Genomic DNA, 17,510 nt, shown 5'->3' with positions numbered 1-17,510 from the left:
TAAGCTACGTTCGAATGATTAACCAACGGTTTGCCATATGAGCCGTTCGTGGTCGCGGCGGCCGGGACTGCGATACGTCCCGCCGCGGCCGCGAAGCCTTTGGCGCCGGCTGGTGGACTACGCACTGGCCATGCTTGTCCTCGGTCTGCTGATCCTTCTGGCGGCGCGCCTTGATCGGATCGAGACGCGCAAGGCTGAGGGTGCCGCCGTCGTCAATGACGGCGATACGATCACGCTCGGTACCGAGCGTATCCGCATGCGCGGCATTGATGCGCCAGAATATTCGCAGATCTGCCGCAAGGACGGCGCCGGCTATCCCTGCGGCAAGCTGGCGCGGCAGTCGCTGGTACGTCTGATAGCAGGCAAACCCGTCTCCTGCACCGGCTGGCAGCGCGACCGATACCGCCGGCTGCTCGGCGATTGCAACGCCGGCGGCAGGGATCTCAACCGCGCCCAGGTCGAGGCCGGCTGGGCAGTTGCCTATGGCGATTTTGAAACCGAGGAGGCCGCTGCCCGATCAGGCAAGGCCGGCATCTGGGCCGGCACTTTCGACGAGCCGCACGACTGGCGCGAGAGCCGCGATCACGAAGTGGTCGAAAGAAAGCACGGTCGCTTGGCTTCGATCGGCGATGGCTTGCGAGAAATTTTTCGCTTCTGGTGATGGTCAACCCTATAGTGTTGCAACAGAGCGAGGTGCGTCCAGTCGGACGATACAAGCCATGCGCTGAGATTTTTTTAATCTTCGCGTCGTGCTTTCCGGCAATCGATTCCGGTCGGGCCGGTGCGAAAGGAGGATGGATGAAACTCTTCGACGGCGGCAGGGCGCCCAATCCACGGCGGGTTCGCGTCTTCCTCGCTGAAAAGGGGCTTGAGGTTCCGCTGGTGCCCGTCGACATGGGAGCGCTGGAGCACAAAGAGCAGCCGGTCAGTTTGCGCAACCCGCTGCAGCGCCTGCCGGTGCTCGAACTCGACGACGGCACCGTCATCACCGAATCCGTCGCCATCTGCCGCTATTTCGAGGAACTGCACCCGGAACCGGCGTTGTTCGGCCGCGGCGCGCTCGGCAAGGCGCTGGTCGAGATGTGGCAGAGACGGATGGAGCTCAACTTGCTCAATTGCGTCAGCGCCGCGTTCCGACACGTCCATCCGGCGATGAAGGAATGGGAGATCCCGCAAATTCCCGAATGGGGCGAGGCCAACAAGCCGAAAGCCGTTGCATTCCTGAAACTGCTCGACGACGAACTGGCGAACCGCGAATTCGTTGCCGGCGACGCCTATTCGATCGCCGACATCACCGGGCTGATCGCCATCGACTTCATGAAGCCGGCGCGTATCAAGGTGCCGGAAGACTGTGCCAACGTGCTGCGCTGGCATCAGGCGATCTCCAGCCGGCCGAGCGCCGCCGCCTGAGAATGGCCACAGGCATGAGTGAAGAGCTGGAAAACTTCGCGGCGAGGGTACGCGCCTGCCGAATCTGCGTCGAAAACCCGGTCGGCCGGCCGCTGCCGCATGAGCCGCGCCCTGTGCTCAGGCCGTCGTCGAGCGCCCGCATCCTGATTGCCAGCCAGGCACCGGGCACCAAGGTGCATATGTCAGGCATGCCGTTCACCGACGCCTCCGGCGATCGGTTGCGGGACTGGCTGGGCGTCAGCAGCGAAGAATTCTACGACACGACAAAATTCGCCATCGTGCCGATGGGCTTTTGCTTTCCCGGCCAGGATGCCAAGGGCGGCGACCTGCCGCCGCGCCGCGAATGTGCAGCGGCCTGGCGTGCGCCGCTGATGGCGCTGATGCCGCATATCGACCTGGTGCTGACGATCGGCCTCTATGCGCAATCCTGGCACATGGGCGCTGCGCGCCGGCCCTCGCTGACCGAGACGGTGATGGATTGGCGCACCATCTGGGATGCGCCCACCATCCCGAAAGTGCTGCCGCTACCGCATCCGTCGTGGCGCAACACCGGCTGGCTGAAGCGCAATCCGTGGTTTGAAATGGATTTGCTGCCGTTTCTGAGATCGGAAATCCGCTATCGCCTCGGCTGACGCGTAAGCAAGAAATCACTCGCTTTTGCGCCATCTGACAGAATTTCTTTCTTGTGAATAGCCCAAATAAGAAGGACTATAGCCAATCTATTCCTGATCTATCCCGTGGGAGCGCCCAAATGGACCGCCTTGACAGAAAAATCCTCCGCCTCTTGCAGGAGGACGCGACGCTCGCGGTCGCCGATGTCGCCAAGAAAGTCGGACTGTCGACCACGCCCTGCTGGCGGCGCATCCAGAAGCTCGAGGAGGAAGGCGTCATCAAGCGGCGCGTCGCCATCCTCGATCATGAAAAGGTCAATGTGCGTGTCACCGTGTTCGTGTCGATCCGCACCAATTCGCACAGCCATGAGTGGCTGCGGCGCTTTTCGGAGGTCATCCAGGAATTTCCGGAAGTGGTCGAGTTCTACCGGATGAGCGGCGACGTCGACTATCTCCTGCGCGTGGTGGTGCCCGACATCGCCGCTTACGACGCCTTCTACAAGCGACTGATCGCCAAGATCGAGATCCGCGACGTCTCGTCGTCGTTTGCCATGGAACAGATCAAATACACGACAGAAATGCCGCTCGACTACATGGTTCTGGACAAGGAATCGGGCGCCAACGCGGCCTAAGGAGTTTTCGCTTAGTTCTTCTTTTTGTTGAGGAAACTCCACGGCGAGTTTGCCGGTAGCGTGATCGTGTCCGGCACGAGATCGACATCCGTCACCTCCGCCTTGCGTACGGTGTAACCCGACTGGATCACGCTGACACCGTCGAGGATGAAGAGCTGACTTTTCTCCATGCCCGGCTCCAGCGCGCCGGTCACGGCAATCGGCTGATAGGCTTGCGACATTCTGTAGGGGCGGGCGGGCGTGACGAGGACGATCTGATTGGGCGGCGGCGTCGGCATGTGGCTGCACGCCCCTGTCCACGGCACCAGCAGGAACTGATAGACGAGATCGCCGTCCCGATCGAGCGGCAGCGCGTAGCCCGCCAGTTGGATGGCCTTGTCTCGCAAATTGAGAGACAGCGTCTCGCCACGGTCAGGCATTTTTGCCGCGACCATCGGCAATCCGACACTTTCGGCAGCGGGCTGGGTCGCCGGGCGCAGGTCCCTCCAGAATATGCGCACCGTTTCGGCGGAAGTGGTGGCACTGGAGAGGCCGAGTGCGACAGCCAAGGCCGCGCCTGATTTGAGACAATTGTTCATTGGCTTCATGCTTCGCCAGTCCGTGGCTGGATCGGGTAAACCCGTCGTGAAGTATCGGCAACGGGGTGATCCACTTGTTATCGCAGAATGCAACATCGAGTGCCATGCCCGTGGGGCTAACCGGGGCAAACCGTCGTTGGGGCTGCCGCCCACACCGAAAGGCAGAGCGGCGCCGGCGCGGGGAGTTCGATCCGAAGAAAGGCAAGGAAATCGCCGAAAGCGTCTTGCCCAGTCGGCTCAGCGGCGCAGAATAACCCGACCAAACGACGCAAGACGACAGAGACCCTATCTTCGAATATCGCCTGAACCTGGAGAAATTAAATGCCGACCAGCCATGATCTCAGCGGGCTGATGAAATTCCTCAGCCGTGACGAATGGAGCGAATGTTTCGCGGAAGTGTTCGACGATCATTTCGGCCCGATCCTCGGCGACGCGGACATGGAATTCGAAGAACTCGCCGAGATCCTGGGTGAAGACAGAGTTATGAACCTTTGGGGCTGCGCCTTCGAGGATTTCCTGACCCAGGACTTCGAGGGCGAACCCAGCAACATCGTCGATGAGTATCTCAAGCGCAGAGGCTGGAAGGAAAATGCGCAAACGAGAGCGTATATCGGCGCGCTACGCACCTCCATCATGACCTTGTATGAGGTGAGCGACGTCGTTCCGGGACAATCGTTCATGGCGCGCGATCTTCTCCGCGGTGGCGAGCCGATCCTCGTCAAAGAGGGCACCGCCACCAAGACATTGAAGCAGTGGGACAAGATCGCGGCGAGAATCGTGCCCGTCCTCGGAAAGAATATCCTTGCCGGCGGTGTTCTTCCCTTCACCCGAGAGGCCACCCAATCCTTGTTCGATGGCCTGTTGGACACGTTCGGCAAAAAGAACGCAAGAAAGCTGCCGGCCATGAGGGATGAAGACCTGCGGGCGGTGGCGTCCATGTTCACGCTCGTATGGGTGTTCGACGCCCTCGACAAGGTGATGAACATGCCGAGGGTCCAAAATGCCGAAGGCGACGAATTCATGTTTCATGATGTCCGCTTTCCCTTGGCCGCCGGCGCGTCGCAGGAGGACATCACCGCCCGGCTGAACGGCATAGCGGGCATGTCGCAGGAAAATGCGCAGTTCTGGAACTGGCTGGAATACTCGCCGCAAGGCGAGGACAGACCCAAGCAGGCGGGCACGCTTTCCCTGGACACCACAATGGACAACGGTCGGCGCGTGTTGGGCAATGTCGAGTTGAAAGGCGGTTTCCTGTGTCTATCCGCCAATTCCGCCGAGCGGGCGGAAAAAGGGACGGCCCTGATCCAGCGAGCCCTCGGCGATCTGGTCCGAACACCTCTTACCGAAATCCGTACCGTAAAGCAGATGATGGCTGAACGGCCAGCCAAGGAGGGCAGGACGCCCTCATCGAAGATTCCTCCGGAAGTCACTGAACAGGTCATTCACGAATACTTGGATCAACACTATCGGGATACCCTCGATCAGCCGGTCCAAGTTCTTGATGGCAAGACACCGCGTCAGGCCGTCAAGACCCAAACAGGCCGGCAAAAGGTGGCCGAATGGCTCAAACATCTGGAAAACCAGACCGCCAAGCAGCCTGACCGCTCCCATCCTATGGCCGTTTACAGTTTTGATTGGATGTGGACGGAACTCGGCGTTCGCGACCTGCGCCGATAGCGTCTGGCGTCCTCAACGCGCTCCAGGCGCATCACATGCCGGCGCGAGCCGGCCATGCCGATCTCGTGGAATCCGCGGGCCACGAACATCTCTCGAAAGCCCATGAAACGGTAGCTCGGCGATGCCTGGTCGACCGGATAGGCCTCGATGGTCCTGGCGCCTTTGGCGAAGGCGTGATCGATGGCCGCGTCAAGCAGGGCGCTTGCCAGTCCACGGCCGCGCGACGCCCTCGGCACATAGAAGCAAACGATCGACCAGACGCCCGCCTCGCTGTCGTCCTGCTCCTGCGACAGCTTGCGATAGGTCTCGCGTGGCGCCACGGAGCACCAGCCGACGGTCTTGCCTTCGGCATGGGCGACGATACCGACCGGCGTGCCGGCTTCGATGAGCGCCATCATGGCCCGTCTCCTCTCATCGTTGGACGCGTGCTCGCGGTTTTCGAGGTGGCGCCAGGCCATGCACCAGCAATATTTCGGGCCGCCAGGCTGCTCGAACAGGTTCTCGAAATCGGCGCGCGTCAATCGCGTCACCTCGGTAAAACGGATCTGGCTCCGGTCAGCCTTTCCTGGCGAGCCGCTCGAGCGTCTTGGCATCGGAAAGCTCCCGTACAGCGTCCTTGCCGATCCAGCGCGCCGTCTTGTCGGTCGAACCGGCAAGCTTCTGTGCCAAGGCAAGGGCAGCGCCGTGCAAATTCACCGATCGCTTGCCGATAGAGCGAAGCGCCCAGTTCACCGCCTTCTTCACAAAATTACGGCCATCGGCGGCGTGCGCTTCGATGATCGGCAGGAAGTCGAGGAAGGTCGCCTCTGGCTCCTTCTTCCGGTGGACGACCGACCAGGCCATCATGGCAAAAGCCGTGCGTCGAACGAACTCGTGTTCGTCGGCCGCAAACTCTTCTATCAGCTCCTTCCAGCAATCCGAATCGACAAAGAGGTCGGAGACGCCGTCGACGATATCCCACGAGTCGAAAGTCGCCGCCCATCGTCTTGCATCCGCAGCAGAAAACCGCTTCGGATCGGCTGTGACGGAAGCGATGAACTGCGCTTCCATGATGCCCGACTCCCATAGTTCGAATGCACGCTCATGGTTGCACTTGATTTTCTTGGCAATCTGCCTCTGCACGCCATGCGAGATTCCGAGCGCACGTTCGATCTTGATGCCGTAGCGCAGCATGCCAAGGCGGTTCTCCTGCGAGCCGATCGAGCGCAGATGGGCGACAATCTCCTCGGCGCTGGAGTGAGGCGAAAGCTCGGCCACGACAAAACCTACTTCTCCAATCGCGCCAGCAGCGAAGACGTGTCCCAGCGTTTGCCGCCCATCCCCTGCACATCCTTGTAGAACTGGTCGACAAGTGCCGTCACCGGCAGCTTGGCGCCGTTGCGGTCGGCCTCCGCCAGGCAGATGCCGAGATCCTTGCGCATCCAGTCGACGGCGAAGCCGAAATCATATTTGCCGGCATTCATCGTCTTGTGGCGGTTCTCCATCTGCCATGAGCCGGCCGCGCCCTTGGAGATCACCTCGATGACCTTTTCGATGTCGAGCCCGGCCTTCTTGCCGAAATGAATGCCTTCGGCCAGCCCTTGGACAAGGCCGGCGATGCAGATCTGGTTGATCATCTTGGTGAGTTGGCCGGAGCCGGCCGGGCCCATCAGCCCGACCATGCGGGCATAGGCATCGATGACAGGCTTCGCCTGCTCGAAGGCTTTCTGCTCGCCGCCGACCATGACGGTCAGGATGCCGTTTTCGGCGCCGGCCTGACCGCCGGAGACCGGTGCGTCGAGGAACGAAAAACCGCGAACTTGCGCCTTCTCCGCCAGTTCGCGCGCGACTTCAGCCGAGGCCGTGGTGTTGTCGATGAAGATGGCTCCCTTCTTCATCGACTGGAACGCACCCTCGGCTCCGATCGTCACCGCGCGCAAATCGTCGTCATTGCCAACGCAGCAAAAGACAAAATCCTTGCCGTCGGCGGCCTCAGCGGGCGTGTCGGCAACACTGCCGCCATGCTGGGCAACCCATTGCTCGGCCTTTGCCTTGGTGCGGTTGTAGACGGTGACGTCGTGGCCGCCCTTGTTCCGGAGATGTCCGGCCATTGGATAGCCCATGACGCCAAGACCGAGAAATGCCACCGATGCCATGTTTTCGAATCCCTTCAATCCTGTTTCCGGCCTTCTTAGCGGATCAGGCAAAGCTATGGGAGTCAGCGGTGCAGATGTATGGTAATGTGCCGTTCTATCCACTCGACCGCGTGGCGGAGTATCTCGACAATGATCAGATAGATGATCGCCGCCCAGACATAGGACTGGAAGTCGAAAGTGCGCGAATAGGTGAGCTTCGTGATGCCCATCAGATCATAGACGGTGATGATGGCTACGATCGCCGAGCCCTTGATCATCAGGATGATCTCGTTGCCGTAGGGACGCAGCGCCACGATCAGTGCCTGCGGCAGGATGATCTTCCACATCGTCTGCAATTTGTGCAGGCCGAGCGAGGCGGCGCCCTCCCACTGGCCTCTGGGCACGCTCTCGATCGCGCCGCGCAGGATTTCAGCCTGATAGGCGGCAGTATTGAGCGAGAAAGCGAAGATTGCGCAGTTGAACGCCTCGCGGAAAAAACCCCAGAGGCCAATCATATCGAGCTGCGGCCGGAACGAGCCTACGCCGTAATAGACAAGGAAGGTCTGGGCCAGCAGCGGCGTGCCGCGGAAGAAATAGACATAGGCGTAGGCAAGACCTGAAAGAAACCGGTTTTTCGACATGCGGGCATAGGCGATCGGCACCGACAGGACGGCGCCAAGCACGATCGAGATGGCGACCAGCAAAAGCGTCACACCTAGCCCTGTCACATAGGATGGCGCATATTTCGCGAAAAGCTCGCCGTTCCAGGCGACAATGAGGTAGGCAGCAATCCCGGCGAGAAAAGCTATCCACATACAGACCAGCGCGTAGCCGAGAATACGTTGGCGCGGCCAGCCGTGCGGGATTGCTGGCGGTTTTTCGACCTTCCTCGCCACGTCGGCTGCTGCCGCACTCATCGCTGCACCTGCTGGCGGCCGACCGCACGTTCGATCGCATTGATGCCGAAGGACGATATGATGGCGAGGAGCAGATAAATAAGCGCGGCAACACCGAAAAACAGGAAGGCGTGCTTGGTGACGCGGGCGGCGACGCCCGCTTGCCGCAATATGTCGGTAAGACCGATGGCGGAAACCAAGGCGGTATCCTTGAGAAGGATGAGCCACAGATTGGCAAGACCCGGCAGTGCGATACGGATAAGCTGCGGCAGCACCACAAGGCGCATCGTGTGCCAGCCAGACAGGCCAACCGAATAGCCGCCCTCATACTGTCCCTTCGGGATGGCGCGGAATGCCGAGAGGAAGACCTCGCTGGCGTAGGACGAGAAGACGACGCCGAGCGCGATCATGCCGGAAACAAAAGCATTCACTTCGACCGCGGCGGTCGGGTCATACAGGCGCATCAATTGCTGAATGCCGATTTGCGCGCCGTAAAAGATGATGAACAGGGTCAGCAACTCAGGCAATCCACGAAAGATCGTGGTGTAGATATTGCCGGCCAGCCGCAGTGACGGCTCGTTGGATTGCTTGGCCAGCGCAACCAGAAAGCCGATCACCAGACCGAGAGGCAGGGTCGCGGCTGCAAGCGAAACGGTGATGAAAACACCATAGGCGATGTCGTCGAGCCAGCCTTCGGGTCCCCAACTGAGCAGCGTCCAAACGCTTTGCATCCGCCTGCCTGTTCTCCTCTATGCTTTTTTTGAGAGCGCGGCGTCAGCCCTGGCGCGCCGCGCCTTGTGCAAACGGCGGGGATGTCCCGCCGTTCGCCGTCAACCCGGAAGGATCAGGACTCGCCGCCGTAGACGTCGTACTTGAAGTACTTGTCGTTGATTTCCTTGTACTTTCCGTTGGCGCGGATGGCGTCGATCGCCTTATTGAACTGATTGACCAACGCGGTATCGCCCTTGCGTACCGCGATGCCGGCGCCCGGACCATGGATCTCGATGTCGGGTGTGATCGCGCCGATCAGCTTGCAGCAGGCGCCGTCCGGCGTGGCAAGCCAGCCTTCGATGACGGTGATGTCGTCGTTGACCGCATCAACGCGGCCATTGGCGAGATCGAGCTGGTATTCCTGCGCGGTCGGGTACGGCTTGATTGTGCTGTCGGCATAAGTTTTGGTTGAATAATTGAAGTGGGTGGTGGACGCCTGCACGCCGATCGTCTTGCCGGCCAGGTCCTCTTTGGTCACGCCTTTGATATCGCTGTCCTTGGGCGCGGCGATCGCCGGCGGCGTGTTGTAGTATTTGTTGGTGAAGTCGACCTTCTCGGCACGCTCCGGCGTAATCGACATCGAGGCAACGATGGCGTCGAACTTGCCGGCCTGAAGCGCCGGGATGATGCCATCCCAATCCTGCGCGACGAAAGTGCACGTCACCTTCATCTCGTCGCAAAGCGCCTTGGCGATATCGATGTCGAAGCCCTCGAGCTGGCCATCAGCGGTCAGGTTGTTGAACGGCGGATAGGCTCCCTCCGTGCCGATCCTCAAGGTTTTTTCCTGAGCCTGGGCAACGCCCAAGGTCAGCAGCGCCGCCGATGCGGCGAGCGCTATACGCAGTGCAATACGCATGATAGTCCTCTCTGTATGTTCCCGGCCGTCGTTCCAAACGGCTCTGTAGGCGGTTCTGTTGACCGCCCGCTGGCGCGATACTCCCATTCTTTCCCAAGAAAAAGCAACTGTAAAACCGTTGCTTGCGGGTTTCGCATTGCCGGACAATGCTGACGTTGCGGCAGGCAAACAACCGAGGAAAACAGGGGGGCAACGAGGAAACAGGGGGCGGCCGATGCTTCTTCGGCAGTACCCTCAGCGCGTCAAACCTGTCGCGCGCTCGATGAAGTCGGCTATCGATCTGGTGTCGTCGAGATCGAAGACAGGCAGGCTTTCGTCGGCTATGGCGAAGTCGGCGGCGATAGCGACGGTGTGCGGATCATTTGCCGAAAGCGGTGCCCAGTCCTTGGCCTCCATCCGCCGCGTCTCGATCTTGCTGTGCGCCTCGCGCTTGTAGCCTTCGACCAGCACGATGTCGGCGGTGCCGAGCCGCGACAGGATCGCATCCAGCGTCGGCTCGTCCTCGCCGCGCAATTCGTGCATCAGTGCCCAGCGCCTGTCCGACACGATGGCGACTTCAGTGGCCCCGGCCTGCCTATGGCGAAAACTGTCCGCCCCCGGTTTGTCAATGTCGAAGGCATGATGGGCGTGTTTTACCGTCGAGACTTTCCAGCCACGCCGGACGAGTTCGGCGACCAGCTTTTCGGTCAGTGTCGTCTTGCCGGAATTCTTCCAGCCGGTGATACCGAAGACGCGTCTCATCATGGCTTCATGCTCTGCAACTGACCCTCGACACGGACAAGGTTACTCGTGGCGAACGGCAAGCGCCTATATGCCGTCCGGCGCCATATCAGGTCCAGCGCTTTCGGCGGCTGTCTTGCGCCGGCCGACGATCCGTTCGCGGTAAAGTGCGTAGAGGCCGGAGCAGACGATGATGCTGGCGCCGAGGATCATCGGCAGGTCGGGAACGTCGCCGAAGATGAACAGGCCAAGCAGGATCGACCAGAGCAGGGCCGTGTAGCGGAACGGCGCGATGAACGAGATGTCGCCCACCCGCATCGCCATGATGATGAACTGGTAGCCGATGACCACGAGCACTGCCGCCAATGCCAGGAACGCCGTGCTTTCCCCCGTCATCGGTGTCCACCCGCCCATCGGCAAAAGCAGCGCCGCGCCGAGCACGGTCATGGCGACTGCCGTGGTGGTCGACACCAGCAATGTCGGAATGGCTTGCGGTATCCGCTTGGTGGCGAGGTCACGCACCGCACAACAGGCGACACAGGCCAGCGCCAGCAGCGAATAGATGCTGAACCCCTCGAAGCCGGGCCGCACGATGATCAGCACGCCGGCAAAGCCGATGGCGATAGCCAGCCAGCGCCGCCAGCCGACGCCTTCCTTGAACACAAGTGCTGCGCCCATCGTCACCGCCAGCGGCAGCGCCTGCAGCACGGCCGAGACATTGGCAATCGGCAGATGGGCAAGGGCGATGAGAAACGACGCGGTAGCGCCGGCTTCGCCGATCACGCGTATCGCCACCATCGGCTGCAGCATCGAGCCGGGCACGGCAAGCGCACCGCGTTGCCAGGCAAGCAGGCCTACGAAAAGCGAAGCGAAGGCGCCGCGGATCAGCATGACCTGCGCCATGTTCATGGATTCCGACGCGACTTTGGTGATCGCGTCGTTGAGGGTGAAACCACTCATCGCCACCACCATGAACAGTGCACCGCGAAGATTTGGGGAAAAAAGCAAAGGCGTTACCACTGTGGTCCTGCTTCAAGCCTCTACCAGCCGGCGGCAAGACAGCAACGTCAAAGGGCTGGTCCACGGCCTTCGGCGGCTCGTTACAACCTCCTCGCAAGAGCGGCTGGATCTATTGCGGCGGTGCGACCAAAAAGGATCAGCCGCCGGTGACGCTCATGTGCCGCGATACCGATGGACGGTTGGTGCGGCGGTCGATGATGAAATCGTGGCCCTTCGGCTTGCGGCCAATGGCTTCGTCGATGGCGTCGGCGACCAGTTCGTTGCCTTCGGATGCACGCAACGGTGCGCGCAGGTCGGCGGCATCTTCCTGGCCGAGGCACATATAGAGCGTGCCGGTGCAGGTCAGCCGGACGCGGTTGCAGCTTTCGCAAAAATTATGCGTCATCGGCGTGATGAAGCCGAGCCTGCCACCGGTCTCGGCGACGTGGACGTAGCGGGCCGGGCCACCGGTCTTGTAGGGGATGTCGGTCAGCGTGAACTGCCGCTCGAGTGCTGCGCGCAGCAGCGACAGCGGCAGATACTGGTCGGTGCGGTCGGCGTCGATCTCGCCCATCGGCATGGTTTCGATGACAGTCAACTCCATGCCGCGGCCGTGCGCCCAGCGCAGCATCTCGGGCAGTTCGGCGTCATTGAAATCCTTCAGCGCCACCGCATTGAGCTTCACCTTCAGTCCCGCTGCCTGCGCGGCGTCGATGCCATCCATGACCTTGTCGAGATTGCCCCAGCGGGTAATCTGACGGAATTTTTCCGGGTCCAGCGTGTCCAGCGAAACGTTGATGCGCTTGACCCCGCAATCGGCGAGTTCAGCGGCAAAGCGCGAAAGCTGCGAGCCGTTGGTGGTCAGCGTCAATTCTTCCAGAGCGCCGCTTTCGAGATGACGCGAAATCTGACGCACAAGATGCATGATGTTCTTGCGCACCAGCGGCTCGCCGCCGGTAAGACGCAGTTTCCTGACGCCCTTTTCGATGAAAACCGTGCATAGCCGGTCGAGTTCTTCCAGCGACAGCAAATCCTTCTTGGGAAGGAACGCCATGTCTTCGGCCATGCAATAGGTGCAGCGAAAGTCGCAGCGGTCGGTGACCGAAACGCGCAGATAGCTGATCGTGCGACCAAAAGGATCGATCATGTCCATGCTGGTGCGTTTCCCGTGGTTGCGAACGGCATCGTTATATATGGCTATGTGATACGATCCAACCTGCCATTCAAGACAAGAAGTTTCGATCCCTAAAGCGCGTCGCGTTCGACCGGTCTCATGCGACGCGCTTTAGGTTGTTGTTTTATGCATGTCGTTATCGCAAAACCGCTGCACACCCTCGGGTCAGGCCAGAGGGCATGCTTTTGCGCGACATGCATTAGGCAACATCGCGCCACCACGGATCGTGTCGGAAGTTTCGAAGCGGCCTTTTCCCGCTGCGCGAAGCGGCGTAGGGAAGGACAGATGATGCGGAACCTATCACCATGACGGCGCCGAAGGAACTCAGGGTCTCGAAGGACCGCAGGCTGCTAACCGTGACGTTCCCTGGCCATCAGCCGTTCGAGCTGCCGGCGGAGCTGCTGCGGGTGGCCTCGCCATCCGCCGAAGTTCAGGGCCATTCGCCCGAACAGCGCGTGACCGTTCCCGGCAAGCGCAACGTTGCGATCCTGAAGATCGAACCGGTCGGCAACTATGCCGTCCGCATCACCTTCGACGATTTCCACGATACCGGCATCTTCACCTGGAACTACCTGCATACGCTGGGTCATGAGAAGGACGCACGCTGGGCCGCCTATCTCGCCGAGCTGGAAGAGAAGGGGCTAAGCCGCGATCGATAGCTCCGGCCCGTGGTCAAAGCGTCACCGATTTGGAGTAGCGGCTGCGGATGCTCGGAGGCGAAAACATGTCCGTCATCACCACGGTCGAACAGCTCGAAGCGCTCTATGGGCTGCCCGGCGAGACGTCGCTGGTCAAGGAGCTCGACCATGTCATTCCCGAATACGCCGCCTTCATCGAGGCCTCGCCTTTTGCCGCGCTCGCGACCAGCGGGCCGGAAGGGCTGGATTGCTCGCCGCGCGGCGATCTCGCCGGCTTCGTCCGCATCCATGATCCGAAAACCCTGATGATGCCGGACCGGCGCGGCAACAACCGTGCCGATTCGCTAAAAAACATCATTCGCGATCCGCGCGTCGGCCTGTTGTTCCTGGTCCCAGGCTGCGGCACCACGCTGCGCGTCAACGGCCGCGCCCACATCACCACGGATGCCGCGCTGTGTGCCTCGTTCAGCGTCGACGGCAGACCGGCGCGTTCGGTCACGGTCATCGATGTCGATTCGGTCTATTTCCAGTGCGCTCGCGCCGTCCATCGGTCGGAACTGTGGAACCCGGCGAGGCATGTCGACCCGAAGTCGCTGCCGACACCCGGAAAGATCCTGGAAATCACCAGCCGGAAAGGCATCGACGGCGAGGCTTACGACAGGGAATGGCCGGAGCGCGCGAAAAAGTCGATCTGGTGAGCGGGTCACGCTTCCTTGAGCACGTCGGCAATTTTGCGCATCTGCTCGCCGATCATGTCGCATTGCTCCGGCGTCGACTGGCTCATCGCTTTCTCGATCAGCGCCATATGAACCTTCAGCGCCTGCATCAGCAGTTCCGTGCCGGCTTCGGTCAGGGTCAGGCGCAGCACGCGCTTGTCCTTCTGATCGCCTTCGCGGCGCAGCAGGCCGCGTGTCTCGAGTTGCGGCAAAAGCATGGTGATGTTGGAACGGCCGACCAGGAGCCGGCGGGCGAGATCGTGCTGCGACATGCCGGGATGGCGGTAAAGGTTCATCAGCACGTCGAGCTGCGCCGGCTTCAGGTCCAGCGGCGCAAGCTTCACTGCCAGCGTGCGTTCCAGGACATGGCAGGCGCGCGCCACCGCGACCCAGTTGCGAAAACGCGGGTTGTCCCAGGGCAGCTCTTGTTTAATGTTCATGTTTGAACTATTATGTTCATGCTTGAACGAATGGATGGATCGCCACTATGGCATCATTTGGATTGAAGGTCATCCGGGGCGTGTTTGCCGCCGCCGAACATGTGGCTCCCCGCCTTACCGGGCGCGCGGCATTCGAACTGTTCTGCCGCACGCCGAACGCCAAAATTCTCAGCGACGGCGAGCGACGCGCCGTCGACCGCGCCGCCGGCTTCATGGCCGAGGCGCGCCATCATCGGCTGAAGACCAAAAACGGCTGCGTCATGGTGCATGAATTCAGGCCAGAGCCGGGCAGGCGGGCCGCCGGAACGGTGCTCGTCATCCATGGCTGGCGTTCGCGCACCGAATATATGCGCACGCTGATCGAAGCCTATCGAGGCGCCGGCTACAAGGTTGTCTCGCTCGACCTGCCGGGCCACGGCCAATCGCAGGGACGCCGGCTCACATTGGTCAGCGCTGTCGAGGCCGCTCGGCTGACCGGCGAGTGGTTCGGCCCGTTCGTGGCGGTCGTCGGCCATTCCTTCGGCGGCGCCGTCGCCGCCAATGCCGTCGCCGGTTCGGTCAAGGCCATTCCGCCGCTGCCGGCCGGGCGGCTGGTGCTGATCGCGGCACCGAGTTCGCTGCCGGCGATCTTCAACGATTTCAGCCGCATGCTCAGTGTCGGCCCACGCTCGCAGGCCGCCATGGCCGACCGGGTCGAACGCATCGCCGGCCGGCCGCTGCACGAATTCACCGGCGACCGCCAGCTTGCCGGCACGCCGGTGCCAACGCTGGTCATCCATGCGCCGGACGACCGCGAGGTGTCCGCCGACCATGCAAGGCTCTATGCCGGGGCCGGCGACCATGTGCGGCTGTACTGGGCCGACGGGCTCGGCCACCGCCGCATCCTCGCCGACAAGGGCGTGGTCGAGCGTGCGGTCGGCTTCGTTGCCGAACACCGGCAGCCGGTATCGCTGCATTAAACACCGGCGGCTTCGACCTGCGTGTCAAAAGTCGACCGCTTCAAGGAAGAGCGATTCGAGGAAGAGCGCTTCCTTGCAACCGAATGCGGCTGGTCGAGTTGATTCCCATCGCCGGCGGCGTCATCGCCCGGCCTCAGTGCTATTCGCTGGAGCCGGAGCGGAGCCGATTCGCTTCGGCTGCCACCGTTGTGAAACCGTTCTGCAACAGAGACGTTCTGAAATTTATGAAAGCTTAACGAAATCAGTATGAATCGGTGTAGTCGCGCCCTACATCCATGATGCGGTGGGCGAGACCGTCAAGCGATGCGGAACGGGAGCCGGCTGCAGCCGGAGCGGGTGATTCCATGAAATTCCTCGGAAACAAGGCAACCGTGATGCCGCTTGCGGCGGTCGCGGCAATGCTGGCCTTCGGCGTGCCGCAGGCAGACGCGCAAGGGTTTTTCGAGAGGCTCTTCGGCGGTGGTGTCAGGCATTCGCCGCGAGGTGATTTCCCCCTGCCGCCGTCGAGGCAGAGGCTGAAATACAAGCCATATGCCACGGCGCCCGCTGCCTCTCGTATCCGCAGCCCGTCCTATTACACCTACAAGAGCGACCCGCTCGTGCGCGTCGACTTCTCGACGCTGACGGCAGCGCCGGAGCCGGCAATGCCGCAGGACGCCGCATTCCAGCCGTCGTCCGCCACCGGCGCTGCCTTCCGCGAAGCGATTGCCGGACTCCACGATTACGAGCTCTACGCCGAGAAGGACATCGCCAAGGCACTCGTCGCCTATTACGCGGCCAATCCGGATTTCGTCTGGGTGACGGGAGCCAATGCCAACAGTCGCGCGCAAGATGCGGTGCGGGTGCTTGGCGAGGCAACCAGCTATGGCCTCATGCCGGCCGACTATACGGTTGAAGTGCCTGCCGCCGGCGCATCGACCGGCAGCGCCGATGCGCGGCTCAAGCAGCTCGTCCGCTTCGAGATGGCGCTGTCAGCGCGCGTCTTGCGCTATGTCCGCGACGCGCACAGTGGCCGCGTCGATCCCAATCGCATCACCGGCTACTATGATTTCCCGGCCAAGCCGCTCGACATGGAAGGCGTGCTGAAAACGCTGACGCGCACCCGGCAAGTGCGCACCTATCTCGAATCACGGCATCCGCAGAACGCCGAATACCAGGCACTGCGCGTCGAACTGGAATCACTTCAGGCCAGCGCCGACGACGACATCGTCGTCGATCCCAAGCTGTTGCTGAAGCCGGAAGAGACCAGCCCCGAACTGCCGAAGCTTCTGGCGAAGATCGCGCGCAATCTCGACGACGAGATGGGCGGCGCCTATGGCGAGATATTGGCCAGGCTCGCCACCAGCGAGGTCTATGATCCGGAACTGGTGCCGGTCATCAAGGCGGTGCAGAAAAAGGCTGGCATGAAGGGCGACGGCGTCATCGGTCCGCGCACCGTCGCGGCGCTGGTCGGGACGTCCAAAGCCGACAAGATTCAAAAGGTGCAGGTCGCGCTGGAAGAGTTGCGCTGGCTGCCATCCGATCTCGGCAGCCCGCGTGTCTTCATCAACCAGCCGGCGTTTACCGCGAGCTACATCGAAAATGGCGAGGAGAAGCTGAAGACCCGCGTCGTCATCGGCAAGACCACCAACCAGACTTCCTTCTTCTACGACCAGCTCGAGCAGGTCGACTTCCATCCCTATTGGGGCGTGCCGCAGTCGATCCTCGTCAACGAGATGCTGCCCCGGCTGCGCAGGGATCCCGGCTATCTCGACCGCGCCGGCTACGAAGTGGTCAATGCGCGCGGCAAACGCATTCCGTCCTCCTCGGTCAATTGGGGCGCCTATGGCGCAAAAATACCTTATGGCGTGCGCCAGCTGCCGAGCGAGGCCAATGCGCTGGGCGAACTGAAGATCCTGTTCCCCAACAAGCACGCCATCTACATGCACGACACGCCGCAAAAGACGTTTTTCCAGCGTGACATGCGCGCGCTCAGCCATGGCTGCGTTCGCCTGCAGGATCCGCGCGGCATGGCAGCGGCCGTGCTCGGCACCTCGGTCGATGACATCGCGGAGAAGCTGAAGCACGGACATGCGACGGAGAAGGTAGCGCGCAGGATCCCGGTCTATGTCGCCTATTTCACCGCCTGGCCTGATATGTCCGGCAAGGTCGAATATTTCAGCGACGTCTACGACCGCGACGCGCGGCTGCAGCAGGCGCTCGACAGCACGCAAGCAGTGCGCTCGCCGGCGATCTGAGGATGCTAGAGCGGGATGAAGAGAGGCTGAATCGAAGGGGGATTCCCAAATCAGCGGGGATTTGATTCAACATGCTGGCTGG

20 protein-coding genes are annotated in these 17,510 nt (G+C 61.5%); 9 read left to right on the top strand and 11 right to left on the bottom strand.

Going from position 1 to position 17,510, the window contains the following annotated elements:
* Nucleotides 1–37: 37 nt before the first annotated feature.
* From AC0L2V_RS29310 to AC0L2V_RS29295, 4 genes are all read left to right on the top strand, one after another.
* Nucleotides 38–661 (top strand): thermonuclease family protein, encoded by a 624-nt coding sequence (locus tag AC0L2V_RS29310; RefSeq protein WP_473513561.1) that lies wholly within the window; start codon nt 38–40, stop codon nt 659–661.
* Nucleotides 662–798: 137 nt separating this feature from the next.
* Entirely contained in the window at nt 799–1,410 is a 612-nt protein-coding gene (locus tag AC0L2V_RS29305) for a glutathione S-transferase (RefSeq protein ID WP_473493234.1), read from the top strand.
* Between the two features lie 14 nt (nt 1,411–1,424).
* Nucleotides 1,425–2,042 carry a uracil-DNA glycosylase family protein gene (locus AC0L2V_RS29300; RefSeq protein ID WP_473513564.1) on the top strand — a complete coding sequence of 206 codons (618 nt, stop codon included), beginning with the start codon at nt 1,425–1,427 and terminating at the stop codon, nt 2,040–2,042.
* A gap of 119 nt (nt 2,043–2,161) precedes the next feature.
* On the top strand, nt 2,162–2,653 hold the full coding sequence (locus tag AC0L2V_RS29295) for an Lrp/AsnC family transcriptional regulator (RefSeq protein ID WP_006333679.1): 492 nt from the start codon (nt 2,162–2,164) through the stop codon (nt 2,651–2,653).
* Between the two features lie 11 nt (nt 2,654–2,664).
* On the opposite strand, the gene AC0L2V_RS29290 is transcribed toward AC0L2V_RS29295, so the two are convergent.
* Nucleotides 2,665–3,231 carry a DUF3299 domain-containing protein gene (locus AC0L2V_RS29290; protein WP_473513566.1) on the bottom strand — a complete coding sequence of 189 codons (567 nt, stop codon included), beginning with the start codon at nt 3,229–3,231 and terminating at the stop codon, nt 2,665–2,667.
* A 321-nt stretch (nt 3,232–3,552) separates the two neighbouring features.
* Here AC0L2V_RS29290 and AC0L2V_RS29285 point away from each other — a divergent pair, with 321 nt between their 5' ends.
* Nucleotides 3,553–4,908: a DUF7986 domain-containing protein gene (locus AC0L2V_RS29285; RefSeq protein ID WP_473513568.1), complete on the top strand. Its 1,356-nt coding sequence runs from the start codon at nt 3,553–3,555 to the stop codon at nt 4,906–4,908.
* On the opposite strand, the gene AC0L2V_RS29280 is transcribed toward AC0L2V_RS29285, so the two are convergent.
* The 9 genes from AC0L2V_RS29280 to moaA all read right to left on the bottom strand — a co-directional run bounded on the left by AC0L2V_RS29280 (nt 4,854) and on the right by moaA (nt 12,417).
* Nucleotides 4,854–5,501: a GNAT family N-acetyltransferase gene (locus AC0L2V_RS29280; protein ID WP_473521883.1), complete on the bottom strand. Its 648-nt coding sequence runs from the start codon at nt 5,499–5,501 to the stop codon at nt 4,854–4,856. The two genes, AC0L2V_RS29285 and AC0L2V_RS29280, sit on opposite strands and share 55 nt — an antisense overlap.
* A complete protein-coding gene (locus AC0L2V_RS29275; protein WP_473513572.1) occupies nt 5,464–6,165 on the bottom strand; it encodes a DNA alkylation repair protein in 702 nt (233 codons plus the stop codon). The genes AC0L2V_RS29280 and AC0L2V_RS29275 overlap by 38 nt, the downstream gene beginning before the upstream one ends.
* An 8-nt stretch (nt 6,166–6,173) precedes the next feature.
* Nucleotides 6,174–7,043, bottom strand: a complete 870-nt coding sequence (locus AC0L2V_RS29270; RefSeq protein WP_473513588.1) for an NAD(P)-dependent oxidoreductase — start codon at nt 7,041–7,043, stop codon at nt 6,174–6,176.
* 62 nt (nt 7,044–7,105) lie between these two features.
* Nucleotides 7,106–7,939: an ABC transporter permease gene (locus AC0L2V_RS29265; protein ID WP_473521882.1), complete on the bottom strand. Its 834-nt coding sequence runs from the start codon at nt 7,937–7,939 to the stop codon at nt 7,106–7,108.
* Nucleotides 7,936–8,649, bottom strand: coding sequence for an ABC transporter permease (locus tag AC0L2V_RS29260; protein WP_287220749.1), 714 nt, complete (start codon nt 8,647–8,649; stop codon nt 7,936–7,938). Before AC0L2V_RS29260 ends, AC0L2V_RS29265 begins: the two co-directional genes overlap by 4 nt.
* Before the next feature lie 113 nt (nt 8,650–8,762).
* Nucleotides 8,763–9,545 (bottom strand): ABC transporter substrate-binding protein, encoded by a 783-nt coding sequence (locus AC0L2V_RS29255; protein WP_473513575.1) that lies wholly within the window; start codon nt 9,543–9,545, stop codon nt 8,763–8,765.
* Between the two features lie 234 nt (nt 9,546–9,779).
* Nucleotides 9,780–10,289 carry a molybdopterin-guanine dinucleotide biosynthesis protein B gene (gene mobB / locus AC0L2V_RS29250; protein ID WP_473513576.1) on the bottom strand — a complete coding sequence of 170 codons (510 nt, stop codon included), beginning with the start codon at nt 10,287–10,289 and terminating at the stop codon, nt 9,780–9,782.
* A gap of 63 nt (nt 10,290–10,352) precedes the next feature.
* Complete coding sequence (locus tag AC0L2V_RS29245; protein WP_473513577.1) at nt 10,353–11,273, bottom strand: DMT family transporter; 921 nt, start codon at nt 11,271–11,273, stop codon at nt 10,353–10,355.
* 148 nt (nt 11,274–11,421) lie between these two features.
* Entirely contained in the window at nt 11,422–12,417 is a 996-nt protein-coding gene (gene moaA / locus AC0L2V_RS29240; protein WP_027151755.1) for a GTP 3',8-cyclase MoaA, read from the bottom strand.
* Nucleotides 12,418–12,743: 326 nt separating this feature from the next.
* Between moaA and AC0L2V_RS29235 the strand changes: the two genes are divergently transcribed.
* Nucleotides 12,744–13,097: a gamma-butyrobetaine hydroxylase family protein gene (locus AC0L2V_RS29235; RefSeq protein ID WP_023801862.1), complete on the top strand. Its 354-nt coding sequence runs from the start codon at nt 12,744–12,746 to the stop codon at nt 13,095–13,097.
* 65 nt (nt 13,098–13,162) lie between these two features.
* Nucleotides 13,163–13,774: a pyridoxamine 5'-phosphate oxidase family protein gene (locus AC0L2V_RS29230; protein ID WP_473513579.1), complete on the top strand. Its 612-nt coding sequence runs from the start codon at nt 13,163–13,165 to the stop codon at nt 13,772–13,774.
* A 5-nt stretch (nt 13,775–13,779) separates the two neighbouring features.
* On the opposite strand, the gene AC0L2V_RS29225 is transcribed toward AC0L2V_RS29230, so the two are convergent.
* Nucleotides 13,780–14,232, bottom strand: a complete 453-nt coding sequence (locus tag AC0L2V_RS29225) for a MarR family winged helix-turn-helix transcriptional regulator (RefSeq protein ID WP_091590958.1) — start codon at nt 14,230–14,232, stop codon at nt 13,780–13,782.
* 47 nt (nt 14,233–14,279) lie between these two features.
* Between AC0L2V_RS29225 and AC0L2V_RS29220 the strand changes: the two genes are divergently transcribed.
* Together AC0L2V_RS29220 and AC0L2V_RS29215 are read left to right on the top strand one after the other, a co-directional pair.
* Nucleotides 14,280–15,191 carry an alpha/beta hydrolase gene (locus tag AC0L2V_RS29220; protein WP_473513581.1) on the top strand — a complete coding sequence of 304 codons (912 nt, stop codon included), beginning with the start codon at nt 14,280–14,282 and terminating at the stop codon, nt 15,189–15,191.
* 344 nt (nt 15,192–15,535) lie between these two features.
* On the top strand, nt 15,536–17,428 hold the full coding sequence (locus AC0L2V_RS29215; RefSeq protein ID WP_473513583.1) for a L,D-transpeptidase family protein: 1,893 nt from the start codon (nt 15,536–15,538) through the stop codon (nt 17,426–17,428).
* The last annotated feature ends 82 nt before the right edge of the window (nt 17,429–17,510 follow it).

Source organism: Mesorhizobium sp. WSM4814 (assembly GCF_055811595.1).
Note: the sequence above shows the minus strand (reverse complement) of the source record. Positions and strands in the feature narration are given on the sequence as shown.

What these genes read in the sequence shown, in the direction of transcription:
- AC0L2V_RS29305 (WP_473493234.1), top strand. Translation starts at nt 799, where the DNA reads ATGAAACTCTTCGACGGCGGCAGGGCGCCCAATCCACGGCGGGTTCGC.
- AC0L2V_RS29310 (WP_473513561.1), top strand. Translation starts at nt 38, where the DNA reads ATGAGCCGTTCGTGGTCGCGGCGGCCGGGACTGCGATACGTCCCGCCG.
- AC0L2V_RS29280 (WP_473521883.1), bottom strand. Translation starts at nt 5,501, where the DNA reads ATGCCAAGACGCTCGAGCGGCTCGCCAGGAAAGGCTGACCGGAGCCAG.
- AC0L2V_RS29255 (WP_473513575.1), bottom strand. Translation starts at nt 9,545, where the DNA reads ATGCGTATTGCACTGCGTATAGCGCTCGCCGCATCGGCGGCGCTGCTG.
- AC0L2V_RS29225 (WP_091590958.1), bottom strand. Translation starts at nt 14,232, where the DNA reads ATGAACATTAAACAAGAGCTGCCCTGGGACAACCCGCGTTTTCGCAAC.
- AC0L2V_RS29220 (WP_473513581.1), top strand. Translation starts at nt 14,280, where the DNA reads ATGGCATCATTTGGATTGAAGGTCATCCGGGGCGTGTTTGCCGCCGCC.
- AC0L2V_RS29215 (WP_473513583.1), top strand. Translation starts at nt 15,536, where the DNA reads ATGAAATTCCTCGGAAACAAGGCAACCGTGATGCCGCTTGCGGCGGTC.
- AC0L2V_RS29265 (WP_473521882.1), bottom strand. Translation starts at nt 7,939, where the DNA reads ATGAGTGCGGCAGCAGCCGACGTGGCGAGGAAGGTCGAAAAACCGCCA.
- mobB (WP_473513576.1), bottom strand. Translation starts at nt 10,289, where the DNA reads ATGATGAGACGCGTCTTCGGTATCACCGGCTGGAAGAATTCCGGCAAG.
- moaA (WP_027151755.1), bottom strand. Translation starts at nt 12,417, where the DNA reads ATGGACATGATCGATCCTTTTGGTCGCACGATCAGCTATCTGCGCGTT.
- AC0L2V_RS29270 (WP_473513588.1), bottom strand. Translation starts at nt 7,043, where the DNA reads ATGGCATCGGTGGCATTTCTCGGTCTTGGCGTCATGGGCTATCCAATG.
- AC0L2V_RS29285 (WP_473513568.1), top strand. Translation starts at nt 3,553, where the DNA reads ATGCCGACCAGCCATGATCTCAGCGGGCTGATGAAATTCCTCAGCCGT.
- AC0L2V_RS29260 (WP_287220749.1), bottom strand. Translation starts at nt 8,649, where the DNA reads ATGCAAAGCGTTTGGACGCTGCTCAGTTGGGGACCCGAAGGCTGGCTC.
- AC0L2V_RS29300 (WP_473513564.1), top strand. Translation starts at nt 1,425, where the DNA reads ATGAGTGAAGAGCTGGAAAACTTCGCGGCGAGGGTACGCGCCTGCCGA.
- AC0L2V_RS29295 (WP_006333679.1), top strand. Translation starts at nt 2,162, where the DNA reads ATGGACCGCCTTGACAGAAAAATCCTCCGCCTCTTGCAGGAGGACGCG.
- AC0L2V_RS29230 (WP_473513579.1), top strand. Translation starts at nt 13,163, where the DNA reads ATGTCCGTCATCACCACGGTCGAACAGCTCGAAGCGCTCTATGGGCTG.
- AC0L2V_RS29235 (WP_023801862.1), top strand. Translation starts at nt 12,744, where the DNA reads ATGACGGCGCCGAAGGAACTCAGGGTCTCGAAGGACCGCAGGCTGCTA.
- AC0L2V_RS29290 (WP_473513566.1), bottom strand. Translation starts at nt 3,231, where the DNA reads ATGAACAATTGTCTCAAATCAGGCGCGGCCTTGGCTGTCGCACTCGGC.